The following is a 26,454-nucleotide window of genomic DNA, read 5'->3' on the forward strand; positions in this document are numbered from 1 at the left end:
CGAGTCAAAGAAAAATGGAGACATCGCATGCCGCAACTTTCTTTCCTTCAGGGCCCTGGCGCGCTGCTTCGCACGGCCGCTGGCGCGCTCGCACTGGCCGCGAGCGGCGCCGCGCTGGCGCAGGGAACGGCCTACGTTTCGAGCGAGAAGGACAACGCGTTGACCATGATCGACCTGGCAACGCTGACCGTGAAGGGCACCATTGCCACCTGCAAGCGGGCTCGCCACATCCAGCTGACGCCCGAGCGCCAGATCATGGTGGCCTGCACCGACTCCAACCAGGCCGACCTGATCGATCCGGCCAGCGGAAAGTCGGTGCGGCGCATTTCGCTGGGCGACGAGCCCGAGGCCTTCGATCTCTCGCCGGACGGCAAGGTCATCTACGTTTCGAACGAAGACGCGGGCGAAGCCAGCTTCATCGACACGGCCAGCGGCAAGAAGCTGCGCTCGGTGAAGGTGGGTGCGGAACCGGAGGGCGTGAAGGTAAGCGCCGACGGGAAGACCCTGTATGTGACCTCCGAGGTGGCCAGCCTCGTGCACGTGATCGACACTGCCACCGGCAAGGTGGTGAAGAACATCAAAGCCGGCAAGCGCCCGCGGCGCATGGCGATCACGCCTGACGGCAAAGAGCTGTGGATCACCAACGAGCTGGGCGCCAGCGTCAGCATCGTCTCGACCGCCACGAACGAAGTGATCGACACGCTGAAGTTCGAAGTGAAGGGCGCGCGCGCCGAAGACATCACGCCTGTGGGCATCCAGATGACGAGCGACGGCAAGCGGGCCTTCGTGGGCCTTGGCCGCGCCAACCACGTGGCCTTCGTCGATGTGCCGAGCCGCAAGGTGGGCTCGCTGGTGCTGGTGGGCAAGCGGGCCTGGAACGTCACGCTCGACAAGGCGCAGGCGCGGCTCTACGTGGTCAACGGCCTGAGCGACGACGTGACCGTGGTCGACGTGGCCGGCGCCAAGGCCATCAAGAGCGTTCCGGTAGGGCGCGTGCCCTATGGGCTCGTGATCGTCGAATGAGGATGCGCGCACCGGCACAAAGATCAGCGGGCGCCTGGTTGACGGCTGCGGCGCTCGCGTCGTTCGTGGCGCCGGTGGCGGTGAGCGCGGCCGTGCTCAAGGCCACGCTGATCACGCCCGACGACGACCCTCGCATGGAACGCTCGCGGCTCGAGCGGGCCTACCTCGGCCATCCGGGCGGGCCGCTTTCCGACGGGCTTGAGGTGGCGCTCGAGGAAGCGAAGTTCGAGCTCGAGGCCGCGGGAACCGAGGTGGCGCTTTCCACTGCGCCGGCCGCTTCCATAGCGGCGGCACGCGCCGCGGCGGTGGCGGCCGAGAAAGCCGGCGCTGCGGTGCTGCTGACCGACCTGCCCGCCGACTGGACGCTGGCCGTGGCCGATGCCGTGAGGCTGCCGGTGCTGAACCTGGGCGACGCATCCGACCGCCTGCGCCAGCAGGATTGCCGCGCTCGCCTGTTCCACCTGATGCCCAGCGAGCGCATGCGCAGCGATGCGCTGGCGCAGACGCTGGTGTCGCGCAAATGGAGCAAGCTGCTTCTGCTGGTGGGCGGCAGCCCGCAAGATGCATTGCGCGCGGCCACCGCGCAGGCGTCGATCAAGCGCTACGGCCTGCAGGTGGTGGCCACCAAGCCGTTCAAGCTTTCGGCCGATCCGCGCGAGCGCGACCTGGCCAATCCGCTGCTGCTCACGGCCGGCAACAGCTACGACGCCGTGTGGGTGGTCGACAGCGACGGCGAGTTCGCCCGCACGCTGCCTTACCGCACCGTGCTGCCGCGCCCGGTGGTGGGCGACGGCGGGCTGGTGGCGCTGGCGTGGCATGCGCAGTTCGAGCGCTACGGCGCGCCGCAGGTCTCGCGGCGCTTTGCCAAGGCAGCCAAGCGGCCGATGACGGCGCACGACTGGTCCGCCTGGATGGCCGGAAAGACCCTGACGGCCGTCGCCATTGCTGCGCCCAAGGGCCCGAACGCGGCCTGGGCGCAGGCCATTGCGAAAAGCGCGCTCGACGGCTCCAAGGGCACCGGCCTGAGCTTTCGCGCCTGGGACGGCCAGCTGCGCCAGCCCATGCTGCTGACCGACGGCCAGGGCGTGATTGCGCAGGCGCCGGCCGAAGGTGTGCTGCATGCCCGCAATGTGCTCGACACGCTGGGTGCCGATGCGCCGGAGAAGCTATGTCCGAACGGGCGCTGAAAACCGAAACGCCCGCAGGCGGCCACGCCGAGCCGGCCGCCCGGCAGGGCCTTGGCCACGCGCTGCAGGCGATGCGCGCCATCGTGCTGCGCGAGCTCTACAAGTTCTCGCAGCAAACCGGCCGGCTGGTGTCGGCGCTGGTGCGGCCGTTGCTGTGGCTGGCGGTTTTTGCGGCGGGCTTTCGCAACGTGTTCGGCGTGGCGATCGTCGAGCCCTACGACACCTACATTCCGTACGACGTCTACATCGTGCCGGGGCTGGTCGGCATGGTGCTGCTGTTCAACGGCATGCAGTCGTCGCTTGCCATGGTGTACGACCGCGAGATGGGGCTGATGCGCCTGCTGCTGACGGCGCCGCTGCCGCGGCCCTGGCTGCTGTTTTCCAAGCTGTGCGCCACCGCGCTGCTGTCGGTGCTGCAGGCGCTGGTGTTCGTGATCGTGGCGGCGCTCATCGGCACCGAGTTGCCGCTGCTGTCGCTTGCCGGGCTGCATGCGCTGGTGGCGCTGGCGGCCGGGGCGCTCATGCTGGGTGCGCTCGGCCTGCTGCTGTCGGTGCATATCAAGCAGCTCGAGAATTTTGCGGGCACGATGAACTTCGTCATCTTTCCGATGTACTTCCTGTCGACCGCGCTTTACCCGCTGTGGAAGCTGCAGGAGTCCGGGGCCGAATGGGTGTACCAGCTGGCGCGCTTCAACCCGTTCACCTACGCCGTGGAGTGGATCCGCTTCGCGCTCTATGGCAAGGACCCGGGCCTCGCGCCCTATGTGGTGCTGGGCTGCCTGATCGTCTTCTTCGGCTTTGCCTGCTGGGGCTACGACCCGCAGCGCGGCTTCGGCGGCCTGACCAAGCGCGGAGGAGGCGGGCCGTGAGCGGGCAGGGCGGCTCCACCCGGCGCCGCTGGCTGCGCGATGCAGCCGCGTTGGCGCTGGGCGCGCTGCCCCTGGCGCGCGCCGGCGCTTCGACCGAGCCCTTTCCCTCGCGCCCCATCACGCTGTGGGTGCCGTGGCCTGCTGGCGGAGCCACCGACATTTCGCTGCGGCTCCTTGCCGAGCTGGCCTCAGTGCCGCTGGGCCAGACGGTGCTGACCGAGAACCGCGGCGGCGCCGGCGGCACGCTGGCCATGCCGGTGCTGCAGCAGGCGCGGCCCGACGGCTACACCATCGCGCAGATGCCGCAGCCGGTCTTTCGCGCACCGCACACGCAAAAGGTGCTGTGGGACCCGATCCGCGACGTGACGCCGGTCATCCAGGTGTCCAGCGTCACCTTCGGCATGCTGGTGGCGGCGGGCAGCCCGGTGCGCTCGCTCGAAGACCTGTTCGTATTCGCGCGTGCGCGGCCCGGCGAACTGACCATTGCCACCAACGGCATCGGCACCACGCCGCACATGGTGCTGGAAGAGCTGTTCACGGCGCGCGGCCTGCGCTACATCCACGTGCCGTACAAGGGCACGGCCGAGCAGCTGAACGCGATAGCGGGCGGGCAGGTGATGGCGGGCGTCAACTCCACAGGCTTCGGCCCGGCGGTGGATGCCGGCACGCTGCGGCTGCTGGCGATTTTTTCAGGCGAGCGGTCGAAGCGCTGGCCGCAGGTGCCCGTGCTGCGCGAACTTGGCTTCGACATCGTGGCCAAGTCGCCCTATGGGCTGGCCGGGCCGCGCGGCATGCCGCCGGCCGTGGTGAAGGTGCTGCATGACGCCTTCAGGAAGGCCATGTTCGACCAGCGCTTCAAGGACGAACTGGCCAAGTACGACCAGGAAGTCGACTACCTGGGGCCGGAAGCGTATGCGCAGTCTTGCCGGGAAATCTTTGCGCAGGAGCGCGCCATGGTGGAAAAGCTGGGGCTTACGCGCACCGGCACCTGAAGAGGAGGAGCATTCGTGAGCCGACCGAGCAAGCAGCTCAAAAAGAACACCCGCCGGCTGATCGGCCTTGCCGTGGCCGCCGCAGCGTGCCCGATGCCGGGCCAGGCGCAAGAGGCCGCGGCGCAGCCGGGCAGCCTGCCGGCCGTCGAAGTGGTCAGCACCACGCCCGTGCCGGGCATCGAGGTGCCCAAGGACCAGATCCCGTCGAACGTGCAGACGGCCGATGACCGGAGCCTGCGCCGCGCGCAGAGCCTGAATCTGCCCGACTTCATGTCCACGCAGCTGCCGAGCGTGAACGTGAACGAGATCCAGGGCAACCCGTACCAGGTGGATGTGAACTACCGCGGTTTCACCGCGAGCCCGGTGCTGGGCACGCCGCAGGGCCTCTCGGTGTACCAGGACGGCGTGCGCGTGAACGAGCCCTTCGGCGACGTGGTGAACTGGGACTTGATTCCGAGGGCGGCCATCTCGAGCATCACGCTCTTGCCGGGCTCCAACCCGCTGTTCGGGCTGAACACGCTCGGCGGTGCGCTGTCGCTGCAGACCAAGCGGGGAGACACGCACCCCGGCACCGAGCTGGAGCTGCAGGCCGGCTCCTTCGGCCGCGTGAGCACCGAGCTCACGCACGGCCGCAAGCTGGGCGAAAGCGGGCACCTGTTTCTCGCGCTTGGCGGGCTCAACGAAGACGGCTGGCGCAACTACTCGCCCTCGCGCGTGCGCCAGCTGTTTGCCAAGGTGGGACAAGACAGCGGAAAGCTCTCGTGGGACCTGAGCTTTACCCACGGCGACAACCGCATGATCGGCAACGGCCTGCTGCCCGAGTCGATGCTGGCGCAGAACCGCAGGCAGGTGTACACGCGGCCAGACCGCACCGACAACCGCATGTCGATGCTGACGCTCAATGCCAGCTACCGGCTGAGCGATGTGCAGACGATTTCCATGACGGCCTACACGCGGCGCTCGCGCTACAGCACGCTCAACGGCGACCTCAACGACGATTTCGAACCGCCCGAGGTCGAAGAAACAGGCGTGGAGAACCGCACCTACACGCGGCAGCGCGGCGAGGGCGTGGCGCTGCAGTCGACCTACACGGCCGGCATTCACCAGCTGACCTTCGGCGCCTCGGTGGACCGCGCGCGCACGCACTTCCTGCAGACCGAAGCGGAAGGCTTTCTTGACGGCACGCGCGCCGTGGTGCCGCAGGAAGAAGCCGAGGCCGACGCGCTGCTCGCGGGCAAGAGCCGCACCACGAGCATTTATCTTTCAGACCTGATCACGCTGCGGTCGAACCTGCAGCTCAGCCTTTCGGGCCGCTACAACGACACACGTGTGTCCACCCGCGACGACGGGCGCGCCTTGCTCGGGCTCTCGACCCAGCTCGACGGCGAAGGCCGCTACAAGAAGTTCAACCCCGCCGTCGGCCTCACGTGGCAGGCCACGCCGCGGCTCACGGCCTATGCCGGATGGAGCCAGGGCAGCCGTGCGCCAAGCCCCATCGAGCTGGGCTGCTCCGACCCGGCCAACGCCTGCGTGCTGCCCAATGCGCTGCAGTCCGATCCGCCGCTCAAGCAGGTGGTTTCGCAGACCTTCGAAACCGGGTTGCGCGGCACGCTCGACCATGGGCTGCGGTGGAACGCATCGGTGTTCCGCACCGTCAACAAGGACGACCTGCTGTTCGTCAGCAGCGGGCTCTCTCGCGGCTACTTCAGCAACTTCGGGCGCACCCTGCGCCAGGGCGTGGAGCTCGGCCTTTCGCAGCAGAGCGATCGCGTCGATTGGTCGCTGTCTTACAGCTACCTGCGCGCAAGGTACGACTCGCCGGCGTGCCTGGTGTCCGAATCGAACAGTACCGAGGAGGCCAGCCCCGCCTGCACAGGCGAAGGCGAGATCGCGGTGCGCCCCGGAGACCGCTTGCCGGGCCTGCCGGCGCACTCGCTCAAGCTCAACGTCGACTGGCGGATCACGCCCAGCTGGAGCCTGGGCGCGCATTACCGCTTGTATTCGCGGCAGACGGTGCGCGGCAACGAGAACGGCCTGCACATGCCCGACGGGGCGGACTTCAGCGGCAGCGGCCGCATCGGCGGCTATGCGTTGCTCGACCTCACCACGCGCTGGAAGCTCGGCCGCAACGTGGAGCTTTTTGCCAAGGTGGCCAACGTGTTCAACCGCCGCTATGGCACCGCGGGGCAGTTGGGCCACAACGGCTTTGACGCGAGCGGCGCGGTGGCGTCTCCGGATGCGTGGCGCAACTCGCAGTTCGTGGCACCGGGCGCGCCGCGGGCGGTGTGGGTCGGCATGCGGGTGCAGCTCGGCGTCTGAGCCCGCGACACCAAAGGCTCAGGCGGCGCGCCGTGCGCTGCGCTTCTTTGCCGGCGCGCGCGCCGCAGGCAGCGAACCCAGCTGCTGCTGGATCTGCGCCTGGCCATGCATGCGCAGGTATTCCTCGAAAGCCAGCGCCACCTGAGGCAGTTGCCGCGACGCAAGGTGCATCACGTACCAGTCGCGCACCACCGGGTTGCCGGGCACGGGCAGCACGCCCAGCAGGCCGGCGTTCATCTCGAGCACGCAGGTGTGCATCGACAGAAAGGCGATCCCGAAGCCCGCGGCGCACATCTGCTTGATGGCCTCGTTGCTCGACAGCTCGGAGCCGATGCGAAGCGGCAGCCCCTGGTCCTTGAAGAAGCGCTCGACCGTGGTGCGCGTGCCCGAGCCGCGCTCACGCACCAGCATGCGCGTGTCCGAGAGCATGGCAAGCGTGGGCTTGGGCGCCGACATCAGCGGATGCCTCGGCGCTGCGAGAAAGGCCATCGGATGCTTGGCGAAGGCGCTGGAGTTTGTCTTCAGCTCGGCAGGCGGTCGGCCCATGATGGCGATGTCGATCTCCTGCCCCGCGAGCATGCGCACGATCTCGTCGCGGTTGCCCACCTGCAGCTTCACCTTCACCTTCGGATGCTCCTTGGCGAAGTTCACCAATATGGGCGGCAGCAGGTATTCGGCCGTGGTGATGGCGCCCACGCGCAGCGTGCCCGAGAACACGCCCTGCAGCATGGCCATTTCGTCGCCCGCCTCGCGCCACAGGTCGAGGATGCGGCCCGCATAACCCGCCAGCAATTCGCCCGCTTCGGTCAGCCGGATGCCGCGGCCCGTGCGCTGCAAGAGCGGCGTACCGGCCGATTCCTCCAGCGTGCCGATCTGGATCGACACCGCCGGTTGCGTTAGGTGCATTTCATCCGCCGCAAGCGACACGCTGCCGAGCCGCGCCACGGCGTGAAAGGTGGCGAGCTGGCGAAAGCTCGCGTGCTTGGAAAGAGGCATGACGGTGATATTAGGTTTGGCAAATGTGAATGTCAAAAGATTTAATTTTTCTTAATCTTTCACGCGGCCTACATTCACTTCACCAGACAGCACCAAACCACTTCTTTTCGAGAGGCACTCCATGGGCAACATGAACGAAGCAATCCAGATCACCGACGCCAAGAAGCGCTATTCGGCCGGTGTGCTGAAGTACGCGCAAATGGGCTACTGGGACGGCGACTACGTGCCCAAGGACTCCGACATCCTCGCGCTGTTTCGCATCACCCCGCAAGACGGCGTGGACGCCATCGAAGCCGCCGCGGCCGTGGCCGGCGAATCGTCCACCGCCACCTGGACGGTGGTGTGGACCGACCGCCTCACCGCGTGCGACATGTACCGCGCCAAGGCCTACAAGGTGGAGCCGGTGCCCAACAACCCCGGCCAGTATTTCTGCTACGTGGCCTATGACCTCTCGCTGTTCGAAGAGGGCTCCATCACCAACGTGACCGCCTCCATCATCGGCAACGTCTTCAGCTTCAAGCCGCTGAAGGCGGCGCGGCTGGAGGACATGAAGTTTCCGGTGGCCTACGTCAAGACCTTTGCCGGCCCGCCGACGGGCATCGTCGTGGAGCGCGAGCGGCTCGACAAGTTCGGCCGGCCCTTGCTGGGCGCCACCACCAAGCCCAAGCTGGGCCTCTCGGGCCGCAACTACGGCCGCGTGGTGTATGAGGGCCTGCGCGGTGGGTTGGACTTCATGAAGGACGACGAGAACATCAACTCGCAGCCGTTCATGCACTGGCGCGACCGCTTCCTCTTCGTGATGGATGCGGTCAACAAGGCCAGCGCCGCCACCGGCGAGGTGAAAGGCAGCTACCTGAACGTCACCGCCGGCACCATGGAAGAGATGTACCGCCGCGCGCAGTTTGCCAAGGAGCTCGGCTCGGTGATCGTGATGATCGACCTGGTGGTCGGCTACACGGCCATCCAGTCGATGAGCCACTGGTGCAGGCAGAACGACATGATCCTGCACCTGCACCGCGCGGGCCATGGCACCTACACGCGCCAGAAGAACCACGGCGTGAGCTTTCGCGTCATTGCCAAGTGGATGCGCCTTGCGGGCGTGGACCACATCCATGCGGGCACGGCCGTGGGCAAGCTCGAGGGCGACCCGATGACCGTGCAGGGCTACTACAACGTGTGCCGCGACACCCACACCAAGGTCGATTTGCCGCGCGGCATCTACTTCGACCAGGACTGGGGCGCGCTGCGCAAGGTGATGCCGGTGGCTTCAGGCGGCATTCACGCGGGCCAGATGCACCAGCTGCTCGACCTGTTCGGCGACGACGTGGTGCTGCAGTTCGGCGGCGGAACCATCGGGCATCCGCAGGGCATCCAGGCCGGGGCCACGGCCAACCGGGTGGCGCTCGAAGCCATGGTGCTGGCCCGCAACGAAGGGCGCGACATTGCCAACGAGGGCCCGCAAATATTGCGCGACGCGGCCAAGTGGTGCACCCCGCTGGCGGCCGCGCTCGACACCTGGGGCGAGATCTCCTTCAACTACGCCTCCACCGACACGTCGGACTACGTGCCCACGCCGTCGATGGCCTGAGGCCGCCCGTTCACCTTTTTCCTGGAGCAACCGACATGCGAATCACACAAGGCACTTTTTCCTTCTTGCCCGACCTGAGCAACGAGCAGATCAGCCGCCAGGTCGAGTATTGCCTGGACAAGGGCTGGGCCATCGGCCTCGAATACACCGACGACCCGCACCCGCGCAACACCTTCTGGGAGATGTTCGGCAACCCCATGTTCGACATCAAGGATGCGGCCGGCGTCATGCTCGAGCTCGCGGCCTGCCGCAAGACTTTTCCGCAGCAGTACATCCGCGTGACGGCGTTCGATTCGACGCACGGCACCGAGTCGGTCGTGATGTCGTTCATCGTCAACCGGCCGTCCAATGAGCCGGGCTTTCGCCTCATTCGCTCGGAGGAGCCGGGCCGCACGATCCGCTACAGCATCGAAAGCTATGCGGTGCAGGCGCGGCCCGAAGGCAGCCGGTACTGATCGAACCCCGCCGCACGCGCATTGCCAGAGGCACGCATGGACGCCACCGAAACTCCCGTCACCCCGGCCGTCGCCACCGCGCCGAAGCAGCTCTTCGAGTCGTCGGGCGTGAAGGCGCTGCTCGATCAGCTCGATGCCGAGCTGATCGGCCTGGCGCCGGTGAAGGGCCGCATCCGCGACATTGCGGCGCTGCTCCTGATCGACAAGCTGCGCCAGGAGCAGGGGCTGCAGTCGCAGCCGCCTTCATTGCACATGTCGTTCACCGGCAACCCGGGCACCGGCAAGACCACGGTGGCCATGCGCATGGCCGAGGTGCTCAAGCAGTTGGGATACGTGCGCAAGGGCCATCTGGTGGCGGTGACGCGCGACGACCTGGTGGGCCAGTTCATCGGCCACACGGCGCCCAAGACCAAGGAAGTGATCAAGAAGGCCATGGGCGGCGTGCTGTTCATCGACGAGGCCTACTACCTGTACCGGCCCGAGAACGAGCGCGACTACGGGCAGGAGTCGATCGAGATTCTGCTGCAGGTGATGGAGAACCAGCGCGACGACCTGGTGGTGATTCTTGCGGGCTACAAGGACCGCATGGAGACCTTCTTCAGCAGCAACCCGGGCATGGCTTCGCGCATTGCGCACCACATCGATTTTCCGGACTACAGCGAAGCCGAGCTCATGCAGATTGCGCAGCTCATGCTGGGGCGGCTGAACTACAGCTTTGATGACGGCGCGGCCTCCACCTTTGGGCGCTACGTGAGCCTCAGGCGCAGCCAGCCGCACTTTGCCAATGCGCGATCGATCCGCAATGCGCTCGACCGCATCCGGCTGCGCCATGCCACGCGCCTCTTCGGCAGCGAGCAGGCCCTGACGCGCGAGCAGCTTTGCACGCTCCAGGCGCAAGACATTCTGGCCAGCCGCGTCTTCAACCCGCCGGCCAGTTCAACGCCGGCAGAAGGAGCAAGCAAATGAGCATCGAAGCCCTTGTATTCGACGTGGACGGCACCCTGGCCGACACCGAGGAAGTGCACCGGATGGCCTTCAATCTCGCGTTCGACCAGCTGGGGCTCGGCTGGCACTGGGAGCAGGCGGAGTACCGCTCGCTGCTGGCGGTGACGGGCGGCAAGGAGCGCATGAAGGCCTATATCGACTCGCTGCCCCTGGGCACAGCCGAGAAAAAGCGCCTGCACGAACGCGTGCCCGAGATCCACGCCGCCAAGACACAGCACTACACCGACATTGCGCGCCGCGGCGGCATTGCGCTGCGCCCCGGCGTGCTGCGCTTTCTTGAAGAGGCCCAGAACGCCGGCTTGCGGCTGGCCATTGCCAGCACCACCACCGCCGTCAACATCGACGCGTTGCTGCAGGCCACGCTGGGTTCGCGCGGCCTCACGATGTTCGACGTGATTGCCTGCGGCGACCAGGTGCGCGCAAAGAAGCCGGCTTCCGACATATACCTGCTGGCGCTCGACACGCTGGGCGTGCCGCCCGAGCGCGCCATCGCCATCGAAGACTCGCCCAATGGCTTGCGCTCCGCCCTTGGGGCCGGCCTCTGGACGCTGGTCACGCCCACCTTCTGGACCGAAGGCAGCGACTTTCGCGGCGCGGGGCTGGTGCTGCCCGGGCTGGGAGACACCACCGATCCGCTGCCCGGCGAACCTGGCGGCCAGCTCCAGCGTGCGCCATGGCTGGAAATCGAGGAACTGCTGGCCATGGCCTCCACGGCGCCGCAGCTCAATGCGGTGCAGGCGCTCTACCGGGAGGGCTGTTGACATGCAGAACCCGAAAACCGCTCCGCCCCGGTCCGGCCAGCCGATGCGCATCGCACCCAGCCTGCTGTCCGCCAATTTCGCGCGGCTCGGCGAAGAGGTGTCGGCGGTCATCGAGGGCGGCGCCGACCTGATCCATTTCGATGTCATGGACAACCACTATGTACCGAATCTGACAATCGGACCGCTGGTGTGCGAGGCCATCAAGCCCTACGCAACGGTGCCGATCGACGTGCACCTGATGGTCAAGCCGGTCGATGCGCTGATCCCCATGTTCGCGGAGGCGGGCGCCTCGATCATCTCTTTTCACCCCGAAGCCACCGAGCACATCGACCGGACGATCCGCCTCATCACGGCCAGCGGGTGCAAGGCCGGGCTGGTGCTCAACCCCGCGACGCCGCTGCAGGTGCTCGACCATGTGCTGGACCAGCTCGACCTGGTGCTGCTGATGTCGGTAAACCCCGGCTTCGGCGGGCAGAGCTTCATCGAGAGCGTGCTGCTGAAGATCGAGGCGGTGCGCCGCCGCATCGATGCGAGCGGGCGCGACATCTGGCTAGAGGTGGATGGCGGCGTGAAGCCCGGCAACGCGGCGCGCATCGGCGCGGCGGGCGCCGACACGCTGGTGGCTGGCTCCGCGGTCTTCAGCGGCGGACGCTACCGCGAAGCCATCGACGCAATCCGCGCCCAGGCACTGCAGGGACGGCATGCCGTGGAAGGGTGTCCCGCATGACGAAAGACCTGCGCGGCATCGACGCCATCGCCTTCGACCTGGACGGCACCCTGGTCGACAGTGCGCCCGACATTCGCGAGGCGCTGAATGCCGCGCTTCAACAGGAAGGACTGGCCCGCTTCGACCTGGACACCGTGCGCGCGTGGATCGGCGACGGCCCCGACGCGCTCATCGTGCAGGCCCTGCGCCGGCAAGGCGTGCCGGGCGACGAGGCACTGCGCCTGCGGCTGCGCCGCGCGTTCGATGCCGTCACGCTGGCGGCGCCATTGCAGTTCGGCGGCGTGTTCGAAGGCATTGCGGAACTGGTCGCCAGGCTGCGCCGCACGCTGCCGATGGTGGTGGTGACCAACAAGCCGACGCCGCTGGCACGCGCCGTGCTGGATGCAGCGGGTCTGCTGCCGGCGATGGCGGGGGTCTATGGCGCCGACGCCGCGGCGCAGCGCAAGCCCGCGCCTTTCCTGTTGCAGGCTGCGGCGCACCAGTTGGGTGTGGAACCCGCGCGGCTGCTGATGGTGGGCGACGGTCCGGCCGACCTGCTGGCTGCGCATGCGGCCGGCTGTCCGGCGGCGCTGGTGGCATGGGGCTATGGCGGCCATGCGGCAGCGGCCGGCGCGGCGCCGGCTTGGCGCGTTGCCACGCCGCAGCAGCTGCTGCTGACGGTGCGCGAGTCGCACCCCGTGCGCCGCGATGAAGAAGCGACGACGACGGCAACGACCAGAGTTTGAAAAATCCAACAGGAGACGATCATGCCCATTGCAGGCAAGGCCACGCTGACCCAGTACATCATCGAGGAGCGCCGCCGCCACCCCGGTGCCACGGGCGCGCTCAACGCGCTCATCACCGACGTCTCGCTGGCCTGCAAGGCAATCTCGCGCAAGGTGGCGCTCGGTGCGCTGGGCGATGTGCTGGGCAGCGCCAGCACGCAGAACGTGCAGGGCGAAGAGCAGAAGACGCTCGACGTACTGAGCAACGACATGTTCCTGCGCGCCAACGAGTGGGGCGGCCATGTGGCGGGCATGGTGTCCGAAGAAATGGAAGAGCCTTACCTTCCGCCGCAGCAGTACCCGCGCGGCAAGTACCTGCTGCTGTTCGATCCGCTGGATGGGTCTTCGAACATCGATGTGAACGTGGCGGTGGGCAGCATCTTCTCGATACTGCGCGCGCCGACGCTCGACGCCGATGCGAAGCCCGAAGACTTTTTGCAGCCGGGCACGGAACAGGTGGGCGCCGGTTATGCGATCTACGGCCCTTCGACCATGCTGGTGCTCACGCTGGGCAACGGCACGCATGCGTTCACGCTCGATCCGCAACTGGGCGAATGGGTGCTGAGCCACCCGAACCTGAGCATTCCGCGGCAAACCAGCGAGTTTGCAATCAACGCATCGAACAGCCGCTTCTGGGAGCCGGCGGTGAAGCGCTATGTCGATGAATGCCTGGCCGGCAAGGAGGGGCCGCGCGGCATCGACTTCAACATGCGGTGGATCGCCTCGCTGGTGGCCGAGACGCATCGCATCCTGATGCGCGGCGGCGTCTTCATGTACCCGCGCGACAGCAAGGAATCGGGCCGCGACGGGCGCCTGCGGCTGCTGTACGAGGCCAACCCCATTTCATTCTTGATCGAGCAGGCCGGCGGCATGGCCAGCACCGGAAGGCGGCGGTTGATGGCGGTGGAGCCGGAGTCGATTCACCAGCGCATCGGTTTCGTCTTTGGCTCGTCGGAAGAAGTGGCGCGCGTGGAGGCCTACCACAGCGAAGACCCGCAGGACACCTACCAGGCGCCGCTCTTCGGCAAGCGCGGACTCTTTGCGACCGCGGCCTGAGCGGTTGCGAATCGATTGCAAAGCGGTTGCACCACAGCTTTTTTTATCTCTCCAAGGCCACCATGTCAGCCAAACATCCCATCGTTGCCATTACCGGCTCGTCCGGCGCGGGCACCACGTCCGTCACGCGAACCTTCGAGAACATCTTTCGGCGCGAGAGCGTCAAGGCGGCCATTGTGGAAGGCGACAGCTTTCACCGCTACGACCGCAATTCGATGAAGGTGGCCATGGCCGAAGCCGAGGCCGCGGGCAACCGCAACTTCAGCCACTTTGGCGAAGACGCGAACCTGTTCGCGGAACTGGAGGCGCTGTTTCGCGACTACGGCGAATGCGGCGCCGGCCGCAGCCGCAAGTACCTGCACGACGCACAGGAAGCAGCGCCCTTCAAGCAGGAGCCCGGCACCTTCACCGAGTGGGAAACGCTGCCCGCCAGCGAACTGCTGTTCTACGAAGGCCTGCACGGCGGCGTGACGACGGAGAAGGTCGACATTGCGCGCCATGTCGACCTGCTGATCGGCGTGGTGCCGGTCATCAACCTGGAGTGGATCCAGAAGCTGCACCGCGACAAGAACACGCGCGGCTATTCGACGGAGGCCGTGACCGACGTGATCCTCAGGCGCATGAACGAGTATGTGCACTACATCTGCCCGCAGTTCACGCGCACGCACATCAACTTTCAGCGCGTGCCGGTGGTGGACACCTCCGACCCGTTCATTGCGCGCACCATTCCAAGCCCGGACGAAAGCCTGGTGGTGATCCGCTTCGCCAACCCGATCGGCTTCGACTTTCCATACTTGCTGAGCATGCTGCACGACTCGTTCATGTCGCGCGCCAACACGCTGGTGGTGCCGGGCGGAAAGATGGAACTGGCCATGCAGCTGATCTTCACGCCGATGATCCTGCGCCTGATGGAGCGCCGCAAGAAGGCCTATGCGATCTGACGCGCCGCGCACTCCCTGCACACCGCACAACACCATCAACAGGATCTTCGGCATGACGATTGAAAACCTTGCCTTGCGCACGCAGTGCGCCAACGCGATTCGCGCGCTGGCCATGGACGCCGTGCAAGCCGCCAATTCGGGCCACCCCGGCATGCCGATGGGCATGGCCGACATCGCGGAGGCCCTGTGGCGCCACCGGCTGCGGCACGACCCGGCCGACCCGCGCTGGATGAACCGCGACCGATTCGTCGTTTCCAACGGCCACGGCTCGATGCTGCTCTATGCGCTGCTGCACCTGAGCGGCTATGCGCTGCCGATGGACGAGCTTCGGCGCTTTCGGCAGTTGCATTCGCGCACGCCGGGGCACCCGGAGTTTGGCTTGACGCCCGGCGTGGAAACCACCACAGGGCCGCTGGGGCAGGGCATCAGCAACGCGGTGGGAATGGCGCTGGCCGAGAAGCTGCTGGCAGAAGAATTCAACCGGCCCGGGCATGAGGTGATCGACCACCGCACATACGTGTTTCTGGGCGACGGCTGCCTGATGGAGGGCATCAGCCACGAGGCGTGCTCGCTCGCTGGCACATGGCGGCTCAGCAAGCTGGTGGTTTTTTACGACGACAACGGCATCTCGATCGACGGCGAGGTGGGCGGCTGGTTCAGCGACGACACGCCGGGCCGCTTCGAAGCCTATGGCTGGACCGTGCTGCGCAATGTCGACGGCCATGACGCCGCGGCGCTCGATGCGGCCATTGCCAAGGCCGTTGAGGCGGACCGGCCGGTGCTGGTGTGCTGCAAGACGCGCATCGGCCAGGGCTCGCCGAACCGCGCCGGCACGGCCAAGGCGCATGGCGAAGCATTGGGCGATGCAGAAATAGCGCTGACGCGGGAAGCGCTCGGCTGGAGCGCCGCGCCCTTCGAGGTACCGCCTGCGGTTGCCCAGGCCTGGTCGGCACGCGAGAAGGGCGCCGCATTGCACCAGGCGTGGCAAGAGCGCTTTGCGGCCTATGCGCACGAGCACCCGGTGCTTGCGCGCGAGCTGCTGCGGCGCCATCGCACCGATGCGCCGCTCACCGCGCAGGTCGAAGACGCGTTGGCTTCGGCCGCCGCGGGCGCGGAACAGCGCAAGGCATCGGTCGCCACGCGCAAGGCCTCGCAGCAGGTGCTCGACGAGGTCGGCCCCACCATGCCCGAGCTGATCGGCGGCTCGGCCGACCTGACCGGATCGAACCTCACCGACTGGAAGGGCCACCGCGCGCTCAAGGGCACGGGCACAGGCAACCATGTGCACTACGGCGTGCGCGAGTTCGGCATGGCGGCCATCATGAACGGGCTTGCGCTGCACGGCGGCTTTCGTCCGTTCGGCGGCACGTTTCTGACTTTTTCCGACTACGCGCGCAACGGCGTGCGCATGTCGGCGCTGATGAAGCTGCCGGTCGTCTATGTTTTCACGCACGACTCCATCGGCCTCGGCGAAGACGGCCCGACCCACCAACCCGTGGAGCATGCATCGAGCCTGCGGCTGATTCCCGATGTCGATGTCTGGCGGCCTGCCGATGCGACCGAAACCGCGGTGGCCTGGCGTGAGGCGCTGCGCCGCATAGACGGGCCGAGCTGCCTGCTGCTCACGCGCCAGGCGCTGCCGCATGCGGGTGAAGATAGCGCGCGCATCGAATCGATTGCGCGCGGCGCCTACGTGCTGCGGCGTCCGCAATCGGAATGCGTGGCCTTGCTGGCAAGCGGCTCCGAGGTCGGCGTTGCGCTGGCCGCCGCGGCGTTGCTGGCAAAGGAGGGCATCGAGGCCCGCGTGGTCTCGGTGCCGTGCATGGACGTGTTCGAGCGCCAGGACGCCGCGTGGCGCCATGCGGTCATTCCGCGCCACCTGCCGCGCTTGGCGGTGGAGGCCGGCAGCACCGGCCTGTGGTGGAAGTTTGTCGGCGAATACGGCGACGTGGTCGGGCTCGACCGCTTCGGCGAATCGGCCCCGGCCGACGAACTGTTCAAGCTGTTCGGCCTGACCGCGGAGGTGGTGGCCGAGCGTGCGCGCCGCCTGCTGGCCGCCGAGGCCCTGCAGGACGACCGCCGCTGACCTCATCCATTTGCATTCCCCACATCCACAGGAGCTTTCCATGGCCATGATTTCGCTGCGTCAGTTGCTCGACCACGCGGCCGAGCACCAGTACGGCGTGCCGGCGTTCAACGTCAACAACCTGGAGCAGATCCAGGCCATCATGCAGGCCGCGAAAAAGACCGACAGCCCGGTCATCCTGCAGGCCTCGGCCGGTGCGCGCAAATACGCCGGCGAGCCTTTCCTGCGCAAGATGGTCGAGGCGGCGGTGGAGATGTACCCGGAGATCCCCATCGTGATGCACCAGGACCATGGCGCCAGCCCTTCGATGTGCATGCAGGCCATTCGTTCGGGCTTTACCAGCGTGATGATGGACGGCTCGCTGATGGAAGACGCCAAGACCCCGGCAAGCTACGACTACAACGTGGGCGTGACTCGCCGCGTGGTCGAAATGGCGCATGCGGTCGGCGTCTCGGTGGAGGGCGAGCTGGGCTGCCTGGGGTCGCTCGAGTCAGGCATGGCGGGCGAGGAAGACGGCAGCGGCGCCGAGGGCGTGCTCTCGCACGACCAGCTGCTGACCGACCCGCAGCAGGCGGCCGACTTCGTGTCGCGCACCGGCGTGGATGCATTGGCCATTGCCATCGGCACCTCGCACGGCGCCTACAAGTTCAGCCGCAAGCCTACCGGCGACATTCTTGCAATCGACCGCATCAAGGACATTCACGCGCGCATTCCGAAGACGCACCTGGTGATGCACGGCTCTTCTTCGGTGCCGCAGGAATGGCTGGCCGTGATCCGCGAATACGGCGGCGAGATCAAGGAAACCTACGGCGTGCCGGTGGAAGAAATACAGGAAGGCATTCGCCACGGCGTGCGCAAGGTCAACATCGACACCGACATCCGCCTGGCCATGACGGGCGCCATGCGCCGGGCCATGGGCAGCGACCGCAGCGAATTCGATCCGCGCAAGTTCCTGAAAGAAGCGACCGCGGCCGCGCGCGACCTGTGCATCGACCGGTTCCAGGCCTTCGGTACCGCCGGCATGGCGAGCAGGATCAGGCCGGCGGCACTGTAGCGTTGCTGCCTACTGGCAGGCGAAGCTCGAGGCCGATTCGAGGGGACCGCCCAGGTAGACCGCGGTCTTCGGGTAAGGGCACAGTGGCCGCGTGCGGGTGGGCGACCAGCTGGCGGGCAGCTCGGCGTTGACCACATTGGCGCCCGCTCCGCGAGCCCTGGCGATCACGGTGGCCGGTGCCTTGCCCTGTTCGACCCACGCTACCAGCGGCGTCAGCATGTCGAACTGGTCCGTGGCCGGACCGCCGCCGCAATGGTTCATGCCGGGCACGGGAAAGAAGCGCGCAAAGCCCGACGCGTCGCCGCCGTTGGCCGCGCGCAGTTGCTCGTACCAGCGGGTGGTGTCGTCCGACGAAAACACCGCATCGCTGGTGCCGTGATAGACCATGAGCTTGCTGCCGCGATCGCGAAGCGCCGCCAGGTTGGCGGGGTCGGGCGGCGTCATGAACGACATTGCCGATTCGGTGTAGACCGCATTGCTCGCGAAGATGGTCGGCGCGTCGGCGTCCATGCTGAACCCGAGCGCGAAATCGATCCCGAAGGGGCGGCTCGGCGCCAGCGGCGGCGTGCTGAAGACGAAGCCGAGCGCGGCGGTGTCGAGGTTCTGCGAGTTGGAGAACTCCCACTGGCGCCAGTCGGCCCCCTTGATGCCGGCGTCGAACGGAAAGCTGCTGTAGAGCGCGGTGGCCGCGCTGTTTCGCGCGCCGGCAAAGATGTTGCCGAGCACGTCCTTCTGCGTGGCCGTGAGGCAGCTGCCGGTGCGCGCGCCGCTGCACGAGGGCACGTCGTTGGCGAGGTTGAAGGCCTGCTTGCACGCCTGCACATCCGCAACGATGCCGTCGGCCGCGCCGTCCAGCGCATCGCAGCGCGCAAGCACCGCCTCGGCCACGGTGCTCATTTCCGCGGGCGTGAAGGCGGTCTGGAGGTCGGGCTTGCCGGCCGGTGTGTTGGCGGTGGTGACCCGGGCGTATTGCTGTACCCCGTAAAGCTGGGCCACCGCGGCCTTCGGCAGGTTGAAGCCGGGGTTGCCGGCCAGGATGCCGTCGTACTGGCCGGCAAACCTTGCCGCGGCCACCATCGCGTGGCGGCCGCCATTCGAGCAGCCTCCGAAGTAGGAGCGGTCGGCTTCGCGGCCGTAGGCCTTGGCGATGAGGTTCTTGGCCATGGGCGTGAGCTGCGCAACGGCGTTGTAGCCGTAGTCCAGCCGCGCCTGCGGGTCGATGCCGAAGGTCGGTATCTGCGCGCCCGAGTGCCCCGCGTCGGAACTGATGACCGCAAACCCCATGTGCAGCGCCGTGGTGGTGGGCGCACCGCCGCCCACGCTGCCCGTGGCCCGCGCCACGTTGCCGTCGAGCCCGCCGTTGGCCTGGTAGAAGAACCGGCCGTTCCAGTTGACCGGCAGGCGCATCTCGAAGCCGATGGCGTAGGTCTTGCCGTCGACGCTGCTGGTGCGCTGGTTCATCTGGCCCTGCACGAGGCAGTGCTCCGGCGCGGGCGTGCTCGCGCCGGCCACGGTGAGCGCGCCCGCGGCCACTGAAGTCACGCTGGTGTACACGGTGCTGCCGAACGCCGCCTTGCCGGCGAGATCGGTGCACGACTGAAGCGTGCCCGGGCGCGCTTGCGAAGGGGCGGGGCCGCCGGGAGAGGGCGCCGGCGGAACGAACGGAAAGCCACCCCCGCCGCCCCCGCCACCACCTCCGCCGCAGGCCGCCAGCAGGGACGCCGCGGCAAGAGCCGCCCATGCCGGGCGGTACGAAGAGAACACGGATTGAACCATCGCTGTCTCCTTTCGCCGGGGCGGCCCGGCTCATCAATAAAGTTATTTCACGTAATCAATATAGTTTTGTTTGATAACTAAAAAATAGGGCAAACCCTTGCGGGGAAATCGGGCATGGCAGACTTCAGGACATTCCCAACCTTCTTGGCGGCGCTGCCGCGGCGAAAGAACCCCGATGCTTGAACTCCTGACGGATCCCCAGGTCTGGATTGCCTTTGCCACCTTGACCGCGCTCGAGCTCGTGCTGGGCATCGACAACATCATCTTCATCTCCATCCTGGTCGACAAACTGCCGCCCGAAAGGCGCGAGTTCGCACGGCGGGTGGGGCTGTTCATGGCCATGTTCATGCGCATCGGGCTGCTGCTGGTGCTTGCGTGGATCGTGGGCCTGGTCAACCCGCTTTTCTCGGTGCTGGGCAAGGGCATTTCGGGGCGCGACCTGATCCTGATCCTGGGCGGGCTGTTCCTGATCTGGAAAAGCACGAGCGAGGTTCACCAGTCGCTGGAGGGCGGGCACGAGCAGAAATCGAGCGCGGTGAAGGCCACTTTTGCAGCGGTCATCCTGCAGATCATGATCATCGACCTGGTGTTCTCGCTCGACTCCATCATTACCGCGGTGGGCATGGTGGACGACGTGCGGGTGATGATCGCCGCGGTGATCGTGTCCGTGCTGCTCATGATGCTGTTCGCCAGCCCCATCGGCCGCTTCGTATCGAACCACCCCACCATCAAGATGCTGGCGCTGTCCTTCCTGGTGGTGGTGGGCGTGGTTCTCGTCGCGGAAGGTTTCGGGCACCACGTGCCCAAGGGCTACGTGTACTTCGCAATGGCCTTCTCGCTGGTCGTGGAAATGCTCAACATCAGGCTGCGCAAGAAGTCGGACAAGGCGGTGGAACTGCATCCGCCGCACATGCCCGGCGACTGAAGGCGCAAGCGCCCGGGGCCTAGTCTGTTCCCGCTTCGGGCAGCAACTGGGGGTTGTAGACGGCCTCCCACAGGTGGCCGTCGGGGTCGGTGAAATAGCCGGCGTAGCCGCCATAGAAAGTGTCGGCCGCCGCTTTCACCACGGCGGCGCCGGCCTTTGCGGCTTGCTGCATCACAGCATCGACTTCGGCCTTGGACAGCACGTTGTGCCCGAGGGTGAATTCGAGTGGCCCGCCTGCCCGCAGCGGAAGGCCGGTATCGGCCGCAATGCTCGAGCGCGGCCACAGCGCGAGCCTGAGCCCGTGCTGCAGGTCGAAGAAGGCGACGGCGCCGTTCTCGAACTCCTTGCCGATGATGCCGGCAGTGGAAAGTCCCAGCCCGTCGCGGTAGAACGCCACGGCTCTTTCCAGGTCTTCGACCCCCAGGGTGATGACGGTGACTCTTGGTTGCATGGACCGCCTCGCTACTCCAGCGTGAAGCCGATCTTCAGCGTGACCTGCCAGTGCGCGATCTTGCCGTCCACCACGTGGCCGCGCGTCTCGGTCACGGTAAACCACTGGATGTTGCGCACCGTCTGGTGCGCCTTGGTGATGGCGGTCTGCACCGCTTCCTCGATGCTGACAGGGGACGAGCCGGTGAGCTCCAGCGACTTGTAAACGTGATTCGACATGTCTCTGCTCCTGGTAGTGGTGGAAACATCGTAGTCATCGCCGGCTGCAAGGGCAAACGAAGCAGTCGTTGTTTCGACATGCGCGAATCTTCTTTGGCGCGCGAGGCCCAATCAGTCTGCGTACACGCCGGCCGCCTTGATGATGGGCGTCCACTTGGCGATTTCGTCCGCCACGAACTTCCGGTGGCCTTCAGGTTCGATGCGCCCGTCGGTGGCCACCACTGCGCCCAGCGCTTCTTCGCGCTTGATGAAGTCGGCATCGCGCAATGCGGCCTTCATGGCTTCGTTGAGCTTTTTCAGCACCGGTGCGGGCGTGCCCTTGGGGGCATACAGGCCATGCCAGATGGTGACCTGGAAGTTCTTCAGGCCCGATTCGTCGAGCGTGGGCAGGTCTTTCAGCAGCGGCGTTGTCAGCCGCTTGGGCGTGGTGACCGCGTAGGCCTTGACCTTCTTGGCCTCGATCTGCGGCGAAGTGTTGGTGGTCTGGTCGCACAACAGATCGATCTGCCCGCCGATCAGGTCGGTAATGGCCGGTGCGGTGCCCTTGTAGGGCACGGGCGTCATGTCGGTCTTGGTGGCGCTCTGGTAGAGCAGGCCGCACAGGTGCGAGGCCGAGCCCACGCCCGCGTTGCCGATGTTGATCTTGCCTTTGTTGGCCGCAATCCAGGCGGTCAGTTCCTTGTAGTTGGCGGCTTCGATGGCGGGTTTGGAGATGAGCGTCATCGGCACGTCGTTGACGATGCCCAGGTACTCGAAATCGCTCTCGACCTTGAACGGCAGGTTGCGCACCAGCGTCGGCACGGTGGCCATTGCGATGTGGTTCAGCAGCAGGGTGTAGCCGTCGGGCTTGGCGCGTGCCACCTTGGCCGCGCCGATGGAGCTGCCGGCACCGGGCACGTTGTCGATGATCACGCTCACACCGCCCAGGGGCTTGCGCAGTGCTTCGGCCAGGTCGCGCGCCACGCGGTCGGTGGGGCCGCCGGCTGCAAAGGGCACGACGATGGTCACCGGCTTTCCGGCGGGAAAGTCTTGGGCATGCGCACCCATGGCCAAGGCCAGCGCCGCAAGGGCGAACAGTTTTTTCATGGAAGTCTCCGTCAAGTAAAAAATGGAAATCAGGGGCTCGCGCCGGCACGCGGCTCTCGAGCGCGGGCGGCTGCCAATCGGGCTTGATGTGGCAGCCGTTCTTGCCGTCGGTGTCGTAGCGCGGCGCCAGCGATGCGCAGCGCTGCGCAAGGCTTTGCGGCGTGGGCTTTTCGCCCTTGTCGATCCAGTCGAGCAGGGCGGTGAAGAGCGCGGGGTATTCCGAATCGCTCAGGTAGCTGTGCTCGCGCTCCGCGCTGAAGCTCTGCACCAGCTGGCCGCCGGTGCCGGCCGCGTCGCGAATGCGGCGGTAGGCGTTCTCGAGTTCGACGAAAGCGGTCGGGTCGTCGATGGCATGCAGCGCCAGCGTGGGCAGCGCGGTGCGACCGGTCGGCTGGCTGTCGGCCGCCAGGGCGCCCTTGGCCTGCGGATCGGCGGCGTAGCGCAGCACGCCCGCATTGAGCGCCGCATCGTCGGCCGAGCCCTGGTAGACGACGCCGATGTTGCCGAACGGATTGCGGCCACCGAGGCGCTTTTGCACCAGGTCCTGGAACAGCCAGGTGGCCCAGTTCAGGTGGCCCAGCAGCGAGCGCTCCTCGATCTTCACGACCGAGAGAATGGTCTTGAGCCGCGCGGCCTGCTCAGGCGTGCGCTGCGCGGCGGGCATGCCGACCCCGGTGCAGTCCTTGACGCGCGCGGCCAGCTCGGGCCGCGTGAGTTTTGAATCGGCGGGCAGGCCCATCCACAGCGGGTATTGCGGCTCATCGGCACGCGGATGGTTGCGGCACACGTACTGGTACACCACGCGCAGGTCGAGCCGGAAGTCATAGGCGCTGTTGCCGCCGCCGAGCACGCCGCTGGTGAGCAGAAGGCCGTCGTAGGGCGACTTTGCACCGCCCACAGGCGCATAGAGCTCGGCCGCCTTTGCCGCGACGCCCGCGCCGTAGCTCTGGCCATGCAGCAGCGTGCGCTGTGGCTGGCCGAAATGGCGCACGAAAATCTGGCGCAGCCGCTCGGTGTCTTCCGCCGCCATCGTCACGCCGTAGCCGCCGCGCCGGTAGGTGGAGCCGGCCCAGGCGTAGCCGGCCTTCACGGTGATCGCCCATCGCTTCAGGTCTTCCTGGCTGCGCTCGAGCTTGGGCGGCCCCGTCTCCGGGCCGCCGTGCGCATGCATCACGAGCACGCCGCGGTTCCAGTCTTTCGGAATCGCGATCCAGTAGAAAGAACCGTTGCCGTCTTCGCCTGTGTAGCAGCGTGCGGCCTCAGGCACGGGTGCGGGGCAGGGCGTTGATGCAGGTGCCTGCTTGGATGCGGGCGAGGCCGCTTGCGCGGAGAGCGGCAGCGCGGTGCCCAGCAGCGCGAAAGCGGCCAGCGTGGAAAGTTGTTTTTTCAATGTCGTACTCCGAGTTCCAGCGCCGCGTTCGCTCCTGCCGTGGAAGCGAATCCGAGGACGCCGCTGTTGAAGATGAAATTGCCCGGCCGGCCCGCGTCGGCCTGCACCGCGCCGAGCACAGGCGTGTCGTAGCTGAGCGATGCAGAGGTGCCGCCCAGGTTGAAGCTGCTGCCCGCCACGGTGGCTTCGCGGTTCTGGCCCGTCACGGCGGCCATGGCGTAGCTGCCGTCCGCCGTGCCGGGCGTCAGCGTCTGCTGCAGGCCGAACATCCGCAGGCCGGCATTGGCGCTCGACTCGCGCACCAGGTGCAGCGGCACCGCGGCACCGTTCACGAGCCCGATCACCATCGACCCGGTGAGCGTGCCGCCGGTGGTCACGGCCCCGCCGGTCGGCGAGGTGGTGCGCAGGTCGAAGGCTCCGCGCGCGGTGTTGTAGGTGATGTAGCCCTTCTCCGTCTGCGTGCATGTGGCGTCGTAGGTCATGAACCCGCCCGTCACCGCATCGCGGCAATACTGGAAAGTGCCCGCATTGCGCAGCCGCACCGATGAGGCATGCGCCACCGCGGCGCCGGTGCCCTGTTGCACGCCGACCGCGTTGAAGATGTTGGCCACCGGGTTGAACACCGCCGGTGCGGCCGTGTTCTCGAAGGTGTTCTGGAAGGCGACGAGCGGTGCAAAGCCGCCGCCGCTCGGCGCGTTCACTCCGCCCAGCAGCACGCCGCCGGGCGCAAAGCTGAAGACAGCCGCGCTCTCGCCGCTCGCATAGCTGCAGCTGCCTTGCGCCACCAGGAGCCGCTGCGCTGGGTGCCGGCCGCGCGCTGCACGCTGGCGTCGATGGTCACGGTGTAGGCCATGGTGGCAGGATCGATGTCGACGCGCAGTTCTTCGCCGAAGCTGTTGCCGCCCTTGTAGCTGGCAGGGGTGGCCGGCAGGTTGGGGCAGGCCAGCGGATCGCCGACCTCGGTCACGCAGCTGTAGTTGACTGCCGCATCGAGGCTGCCGCTGCCGCGGTACTTGGGCCATGCCGGAAACTGGCACAGCGGGCGCGTGCGGCCGTAAGTGCCTGCCACCGCATCGACGGCTACGCCTGTGGCAGGTGCCAGGCCCGCCTCCACCCAGCCCTCGAGCGCCGCAAGCGAGTCCCAATTCGGAATGAAGCTGCCCGTGCCATGGCCCATGCCCGGCACGGTATAGAAGCGCACGTGCTCGTCCACCGCAGCTTGGCCCACGGTGGCGATGAGCTGCTTGTAGTAGTCGATGGTCGAGTTGGGGCTGATCACCTCGTCGGCCAGGCCGTGCAGCATGATGACCCGGCCGCCGCGCGAAGAAGGGCGCGAGGTTCGGGTTGGTGGCATCGGTCAGCGCCGACACCTCGCTCACGCGCGAGGCATAGCTGCCGGGGTCCAGCGGGTCGAAGCCCAGCGAATCGAAGGTGTCGATGCGTGTGACGAAGTACTTCACCCACTGGTCGCCCGTGACATACATGTTGGCGTCGGCCGACGTGGCGGGATTGCCCGGCACCTTGCGCGTGCCCAGGTCGCGCGTGGTGAAGGGGCCCGCCACCAAGGTGCCTTCGAGGATGTTGTAGCCGCCTGCGCGCTTTACGCCGTTGGCCAGCGAGTAGGTGCTGAACTCGAGCGGCGATTCGATGGTGCGCACGGTGGCAAGCTGCGCGTCCGAAAGGCAGGTATCGCCGTTGTCCGTGCCGCCGCTGCAGCGCAGCGACGCAAGGATCTGCGTGTTCAGCAGCCGGCAGCTTTCCACGTTGCTCACGATGTTGTCTGCCGCGCCGTCGAGCTTGTCGCAGGCCTGCATTGCCGCCTTCTGCACCAGCAGCGTCTTGGCCACGTTCATCCAGCCGGCGCCGCCGTTGCTGTAGAGCGCGCGGCCCACCGCTACGTTCGACAGCCGCGTGCCGGTGTAGTTGAGCGCGGGCTCGTTGGCGATCACGCCGTCGTAGTCCTGCGGCCAGCGCTGGATGTAGCTGAGCGCATCGCGCCCGCCGGTGGAGGTGCCCAGAAAGTAGGCGTAGGCGGGCTCGATGCCGTAGCGCGCGAGCACCAGCGCCTGCGCCACGTCGCGCGTTTTCTTGAGCGAATTGCCGCCGTAGTTGGCAAGCTGCTCGTCGTTGGCGGCAAAGCGCCCGTCGGTGATGCTGCTGGACTGGTGGCCTGAATCGTCGCCGTAGGTTGCATACCCCAGCGCAAGCGGCGCGGGCTTGCCGGCGGGGCCGAAGCGGATGACCTCGGTGCCGTCGATCAGCACGCCGTCGAAGCCGCCGCCGCCGAAGTGAATGGTCTTGCGGTTCCACTTTTCGGGCAGGTTGACCGCGAAGTTGATGGCCTGCGAAGCAGGGTCCATCGGCTGGATGGTGCCGCGCACGCGGCAGTAGTCACCGAGCCGGTTGCCGGCGTCGCTTGCCGCCACCGGCACGGCGCTGGTCACGGTTGCGCCCTGGGTGGGCAGGCTGATGAGCGAGGCGGGCAGGCTCTTGCCGGCGAGATCCGCGCAAGCGACCACCGGCTGCAAGGGCGGGGGCGGCGGGTTGTCGGGTGGATCGGTGTCGGGCGCGCCGCCATGGGACGGCGGCGACGGCGGCGCGGGCGATCCGATGGGAAAGAACCCGGCACCGGCGCTGCCACCACCGCCGCCACCACCGCAGGCGGCAAGAACCAGCGAAATACCAATAGCGGCAACGAACGAACGGCAGGCGCGAAAGGGCGCATCAGGCAGTGCAGAAAGGCGCGAGTTGCGCATGGACTTGTCTCCGGAATGCGGCCTCGATG

At 67.0% G+C, this 26,454-nt stretch carries 22 protein-coding genes and 2 pseudogenes; 16 read left to right on the top strand and 8 right to left on the bottom strand.

The window, feature by feature from the left end:
• Nucleotides 1–27 precede the first annotated feature (27 nt).
• From M0765_RS21145 to M0765_RS21165, 5 genes are read left to right on the top strand one after another with little or no spacing between them, the layout of a single operon-like run.
• Nucleotides 28–1,023 carry a PQQ-dependent catabolism-associated beta-propeller protein gene (locus M0765_RS21145; RefSeq protein ID WP_258505758.1) on the top strand — a complete coding sequence of 332 codons (996 nt, stop codon included), beginning with the start codon at nt 28–30 and terminating at the stop codon, nt 1,021–1,023.
• Complete coding sequence (locus M0765_RS21150; RefSeq protein WP_258505759.1) at nt 1,020–2,210, top strand: branched-chain amino acid ABC transporter substrate-binding protein; 1,191 nt, start codon at nt 1,020–1,022, stop codon at nt 2,208–2,210. Before M0765_RS21145 ends, M0765_RS21150 begins: the two co-directional genes overlap by 4 nt.
• Complete coding sequence (locus M0765_RS21155) at nt 2,192–3,079, top strand: ABC transporter permease (protein WP_258505760.1); 888 nt, start codon at nt 2,192–2,194, stop codon at nt 3,077–3,079. The genes M0765_RS21150 and M0765_RS21155 overlap by 19 nt, the downstream gene beginning before the upstream one ends.
• A complete protein-coding gene (locus M0765_RS21160) occupies nt 3,076–4,071 on the top strand; it encodes a tripartite tricarboxylate transporter substrate binding protein (RefSeq protein ID WP_258505761.1) in 996 nt (331 codons plus the stop codon). The genes M0765_RS21155 and M0765_RS21160 overlap by 4 nt, the downstream gene beginning before the upstream one ends.
• Nucleotides 4,072–4,086: 15 nt before the next feature.
• The gene (locus M0765_RS21165; RefSeq protein WP_258505762.1) at nt 4,087–6,390 is read left to right on the top strand and encodes a TonB-dependent receptor; all 2,304 of its coding nucleotides are present in this window, start codon (nt 4,087–4,089) and stop codon (nt 6,388–6,390) included.
• An 18-nt stretch (nt 6,391–6,408) separates the two neighbouring features.
• Here the strand turns inward: M0765_RS21165 and M0765_RS21170 are convergent, their stop codons facing one another.
• On the bottom strand, nt 6,409–7,386 hold the full coding sequence (locus M0765_RS21170; RefSeq protein WP_258505763.1) for a LysR family transcriptional regulator: 978 nt from the start codon (nt 7,384–7,386) through the stop codon (nt 6,409–6,411).
• 121 nt (nt 7,387–7,507) lie between these two features.
• Here M0765_RS21170 and M0765_RS21175 point away from each other — a divergent pair, with 121 nt between their 5' ends.
• The 10 genes from M0765_RS21175 (at nt 7,508) to fba (ending at nt 17,823) form a co-directional block, all read left to right on the top strand.
• The gene (locus tag M0765_RS21175; protein WP_258505764.1) at nt 7,508–8,974 is read left to right on the top strand and encodes a form I ribulose bisphosphate carboxylase large subunit; all 1,467 of its coding nucleotides are present in this window, start codon (nt 7,508–7,510) and stop codon (nt 8,972–8,974) included.
• 35 nt (nt 8,975–9,009) lie between these two features.
• The gene (locus M0765_RS21180) at nt 9,010–9,429 is read left to right on the top strand and encodes a ribulose bisphosphate carboxylase small subunit (RefSeq protein ID WP_258505765.1); all 420 of its coding nucleotides are present in this window, start codon (nt 9,010–9,012) and stop codon (nt 9,427–9,429) included.
• 36 nt (nt 9,430–9,465) lie between these two features.
• Complete coding sequence (cbbX, locus tag M0765_RS21185) at nt 9,466–10,395, top strand: CbbX protein (RefSeq protein ID WP_258505766.1); 930 nt, start codon at nt 9,466–9,468, stop codon at nt 10,393–10,395.
• Nucleotides 10,392–11,195 (top strand): HAD-IA family hydrolase, encoded by an 804-nt coding sequence (locus M0765_RS21190; RefSeq protein ID WP_258505768.1) that lies wholly within the window; start codon nt 10,392–10,394, stop codon nt 11,193–11,195. Before cbbX ends, M0765_RS21190 begins: the two co-directional genes overlap by 4 nt.
• Before the next feature lies 1 nt (nt 11,196).
• Nucleotides 11,197–11,922 (top strand): ribulose-phosphate 3-epimerase, encoded by a 726-nt coding sequence (rpe, locus tag M0765_RS21195; RefSeq protein ID WP_258505769.1) that lies wholly within the window; start codon nt 11,197–11,199, stop codon nt 11,920–11,922.
• The gene (locus M0765_RS21200) at nt 11,919–12,647 is read left to right on the top strand and encodes an HAD-IA family hydrolase (protein ID WP_258505770.1); all 729 of its coding nucleotides are present in this window, start codon (nt 11,919–11,921) and stop codon (nt 12,645–12,647) included. The genes rpe and M0765_RS21200 overlap by 4 nt, the downstream gene beginning before the upstream one ends.
• Before the next feature lie 21 nt (nt 12,648–12,668).
• Nucleotides 12,669–13,742, top strand: a complete 1,074-nt coding sequence (locus tag M0765_RS21205) for a class 1 fructose-bisphosphatase (RefSeq protein ID WP_157613465.1) — start codon at nt 12,669–12,671, stop codon at nt 13,740–13,742.
• A 62-nt stretch (nt 13,743–13,804) separates the two neighbouring features.
• Nucleotides 13,805–14,683 carry a phosphoribulokinase gene (locus M0765_RS21210; protein ID WP_157613466.1) on the top strand — a complete coding sequence of 293 codons (879 nt, stop codon included), beginning with the start codon at nt 13,805–13,807 and terminating at the stop codon, nt 14,681–14,683.
• 52 nt (nt 14,684–14,735) lie between these two features.
• Nucleotides 14,736–16,769, top strand: a complete 2,034-nt coding sequence (gene tkt / locus M0765_RS21215) for a transketolase (RefSeq protein WP_258505771.1) — start codon at nt 14,736–14,738, stop codon at nt 16,767–16,769.
• 40 nt (nt 16,770–16,809) lie between these two features.
• Nucleotides 16,810–17,823 carry a class II fructose-bisphosphate aldolase gene (gene fba, locus M0765_RS21220; protein WP_258505772.1) on the top strand — a complete coding sequence of 338 codons (1,014 nt, stop codon included), beginning with the start codon at nt 16,810–16,812 and terminating at the stop codon, nt 17,821–17,823.
• A 9-nt stretch (nt 17,824–17,832) separates the two neighbouring features.
• Here fba and M0765_RS21225 read toward each other — a convergent pair whose 3' ends face one another.
• Nucleotides 17,833–19,599 carry a tannase/feruloyl esterase family alpha/beta hydrolase gene (locus M0765_RS21225; RefSeq protein ID WP_258505773.1) on the bottom strand — a complete coding sequence of 589 codons (1,767 nt, stop codon included), beginning with the start codon at nt 19,597–19,599 and terminating at the stop codon, nt 17,833–17,835.
• 175 nt (nt 19,600–19,774) lie between these two features.
• Between M0765_RS21225 and M0765_RS21230 the strand changes: the two genes are divergently transcribed.
• Nucleotides 19,775–20,524 (top strand): TerC family protein, encoded by a 750-nt coding sequence (locus M0765_RS21230; protein WP_258505774.1) that lies wholly within the window; start codon nt 19,775–19,777, stop codon nt 20,522–20,524.
• Between the two features lie 19 nt (nt 20,525–20,543).
• Here the strand turns inward: M0765_RS21230 and M0765_RS21235 are convergent, their stop codons facing one another.
• The 6 genes and pseudogenes from M0765_RS21235 to M0765_RS29290 form a co-directional block, all read right to left on the bottom strand.
• Nucleotides 20,544–20,975, bottom strand: a complete 432-nt coding sequence (locus tag M0765_RS21235) for a VOC family protein (protein WP_258505775.1) — start codon at nt 20,973–20,975, stop codon at nt 20,544–20,546.
• 11 nt (nt 20,976–20,986) lie between these two features.
• Entirely contained in the window at nt 20,987–21,193 is a 207-nt protein-coding gene (locus M0765_RS21240; RefSeq protein WP_258505777.1) for a dodecin, read from the bottom strand.
• 111 nt (nt 21,194–21,304) lie between these two features.
• Nucleotides 21,305–22,279 (bottom strand): tripartite tricarboxylate transporter substrate-binding protein, encoded by a 975-nt coding sequence (locus tag M0765_RS21245; protein ID WP_258505779.1) that lies wholly within the window; start codon nt 22,277–22,279, stop codon nt 21,305–21,307.
• A gap of 31 nt (nt 22,280–22,310) precedes the next feature.
• Nucleotides 22,311–23,669: pseudogene (locus M0765_RS21250) on the bottom strand (hypothetical protein); the annotation flags it as partial.
• On the bottom strand, nt 23,666–24,454 hold the full coding sequence (locus M0765_RS29525) for a hypothetical protein (RefSeq protein WP_446751565.1): 789 nt from the start codon (nt 24,452–24,454) through the stop codon (nt 23,666–23,668). The pseudogene M0765_RS21250 and the gene M0765_RS29525, both read right to left, overlap by 4 nt.
• Nucleotides 24,367–26,425 (bottom strand): annotated as a pseudogene (locus M0765_RS29290) (tannase/feruloyl esterase family alpha/beta hydrolase). Before M0765_RS29290 ends, M0765_RS29525 begins: the two are co-directional and overlap by 88 nt.
• Between the last annotated feature and the right edge of the window lie 29 nt (nt 26,426–26,454).

The sequence above is a fragment of the Variovorax sp. S12S4 genome (assembly GCF_023195515.1).
Classification (GTDB): Bacteria; Pseudomonadota; Gammaproteobacteria; order Burkholderiales; family Burkholderiaceae_C; genus Variovorax.

Bases quoted from the DNA above. Each gene is read 5' to 3' on its own strand.
- M0765_RS21145 (WP_258505758.1), top strand. From the start codon at position 28: ATGCCGCAACTTTCTTTCCTTCAGGGCCCTGGCGCGCTGCTTCGCACG.
- M0765_RS21150 (WP_258505759.1), top strand. From the start codon at position 1,020: ATGAGGATGCGCGCACCGGCACAAAGATCAGCGGGCGCCTGGTTGACG.
- M0765_RS21155 (WP_258505760.1), top strand. From the start codon at position 2,192: ATGTCCGAACGGGCGCTGAAAACCGAAACGCCCGCAGGCGGCCACGCC.
- M0765_RS21170 (WP_258505763.1), bottom strand. From the start codon at position 7,386: ATGCCTCTTTCCAAGCACGCGAGCTTTCGCCAGCTCGCCACCTTTCAC.
- M0765_RS21175 (WP_258505764.1), top strand. From the start codon at position 7,508: ATGGGCAACATGAACGAAGCAATCCAGATCACCGACGCCAAGAAGCGC.
- M0765_RS21180 (WP_258505765.1), top strand. From the start codon at position 9,010: ATGCGAATCACACAAGGCACTTTTTCCTTCTTGCCCGACCTGAGCAAC.
- cbbX (WP_258505766.1), top strand. From the start codon at position 9,466: ATGGACGCCACCGAAACTCCCGTCACCCCGGCCGTCGCCACCGCGCCG.
- M0765_RS21190 (WP_258505768.1), top strand. From the start codon at position 10,392: ATGAGCATCGAAGCCCTTGTATTCGACGTGGACGGCACCCTGGCCGAC.
- rpe (WP_258505769.1), top strand. From the start codon at position 11,197: ATGCAGAACCCGAAAACCGCTCCGCCCCGGTCCGGCCAGCCGATGCGC.
- M0765_RS21200 (WP_258505770.1), top strand. From the start codon at position 11,919: ATGACGAAAGACCTGCGCGGCATCGACGCCATCGCCTTCGACCTGGAC.
- M0765_RS21205 (WP_157613465.1), top strand. From the start codon at position 12,669: ATGCCCATTGCAGGCAAGGCCACGCTGACCCAGTACATCATCGAGGAG.
- M0765_RS21210 (WP_157613466.1), top strand. From the start codon at position 13,805: ATGTCAGCCAAACATCCCATCGTTGCCATTACCGGCTCGTCCGGCGCG.
- tkt (WP_258505771.1), top strand. From the start codon at position 14,736: ATGACGATTGAAAACCTTGCCTTGCGCACGCAGTGCGCCAACGCGATT.
- fba (WP_258505772.1), top strand. From the start codon at position 16,810: ATGGCCATGATTTCGCTGCGTCAGTTGCTCGACCACGCGGCCGAGCAC.
- M0765_RS21225 (WP_258505773.1), bottom strand. From the start codon at position 19,599: ATGGTTCAATCCGTGTTCTCTTCGTACCGCCCGGCATGGGCGGCTCTT.
- M0765_RS21230 (WP_258505774.1), top strand. From the start codon at position 19,775: ATGCTTGAACTCCTGACGGATCCCCAGGTCTGGATTGCCTTTGCCACC.
- M0765_RS21235 (WP_258505775.1), bottom strand. From the start codon at position 20,975: ATGCAACCAAGAGTCACCGTCATCACCCTGGGGGTCGAAGACCTGGAA.
- M0765_RS21240 (WP_258505777.1), bottom strand. From the start codon at position 21,193: ATGTCGAATCACGTTTACAAGTCGCTGGAGCTCACCGGCTCGTCCCCT.
- M0765_RS21245 (WP_258505779.1), bottom strand. From the start codon at position 22,279: ATGAAAAAACTGTTCGCCCTTGCGGCGCTGGCCTTGGCCATGGGTGCG.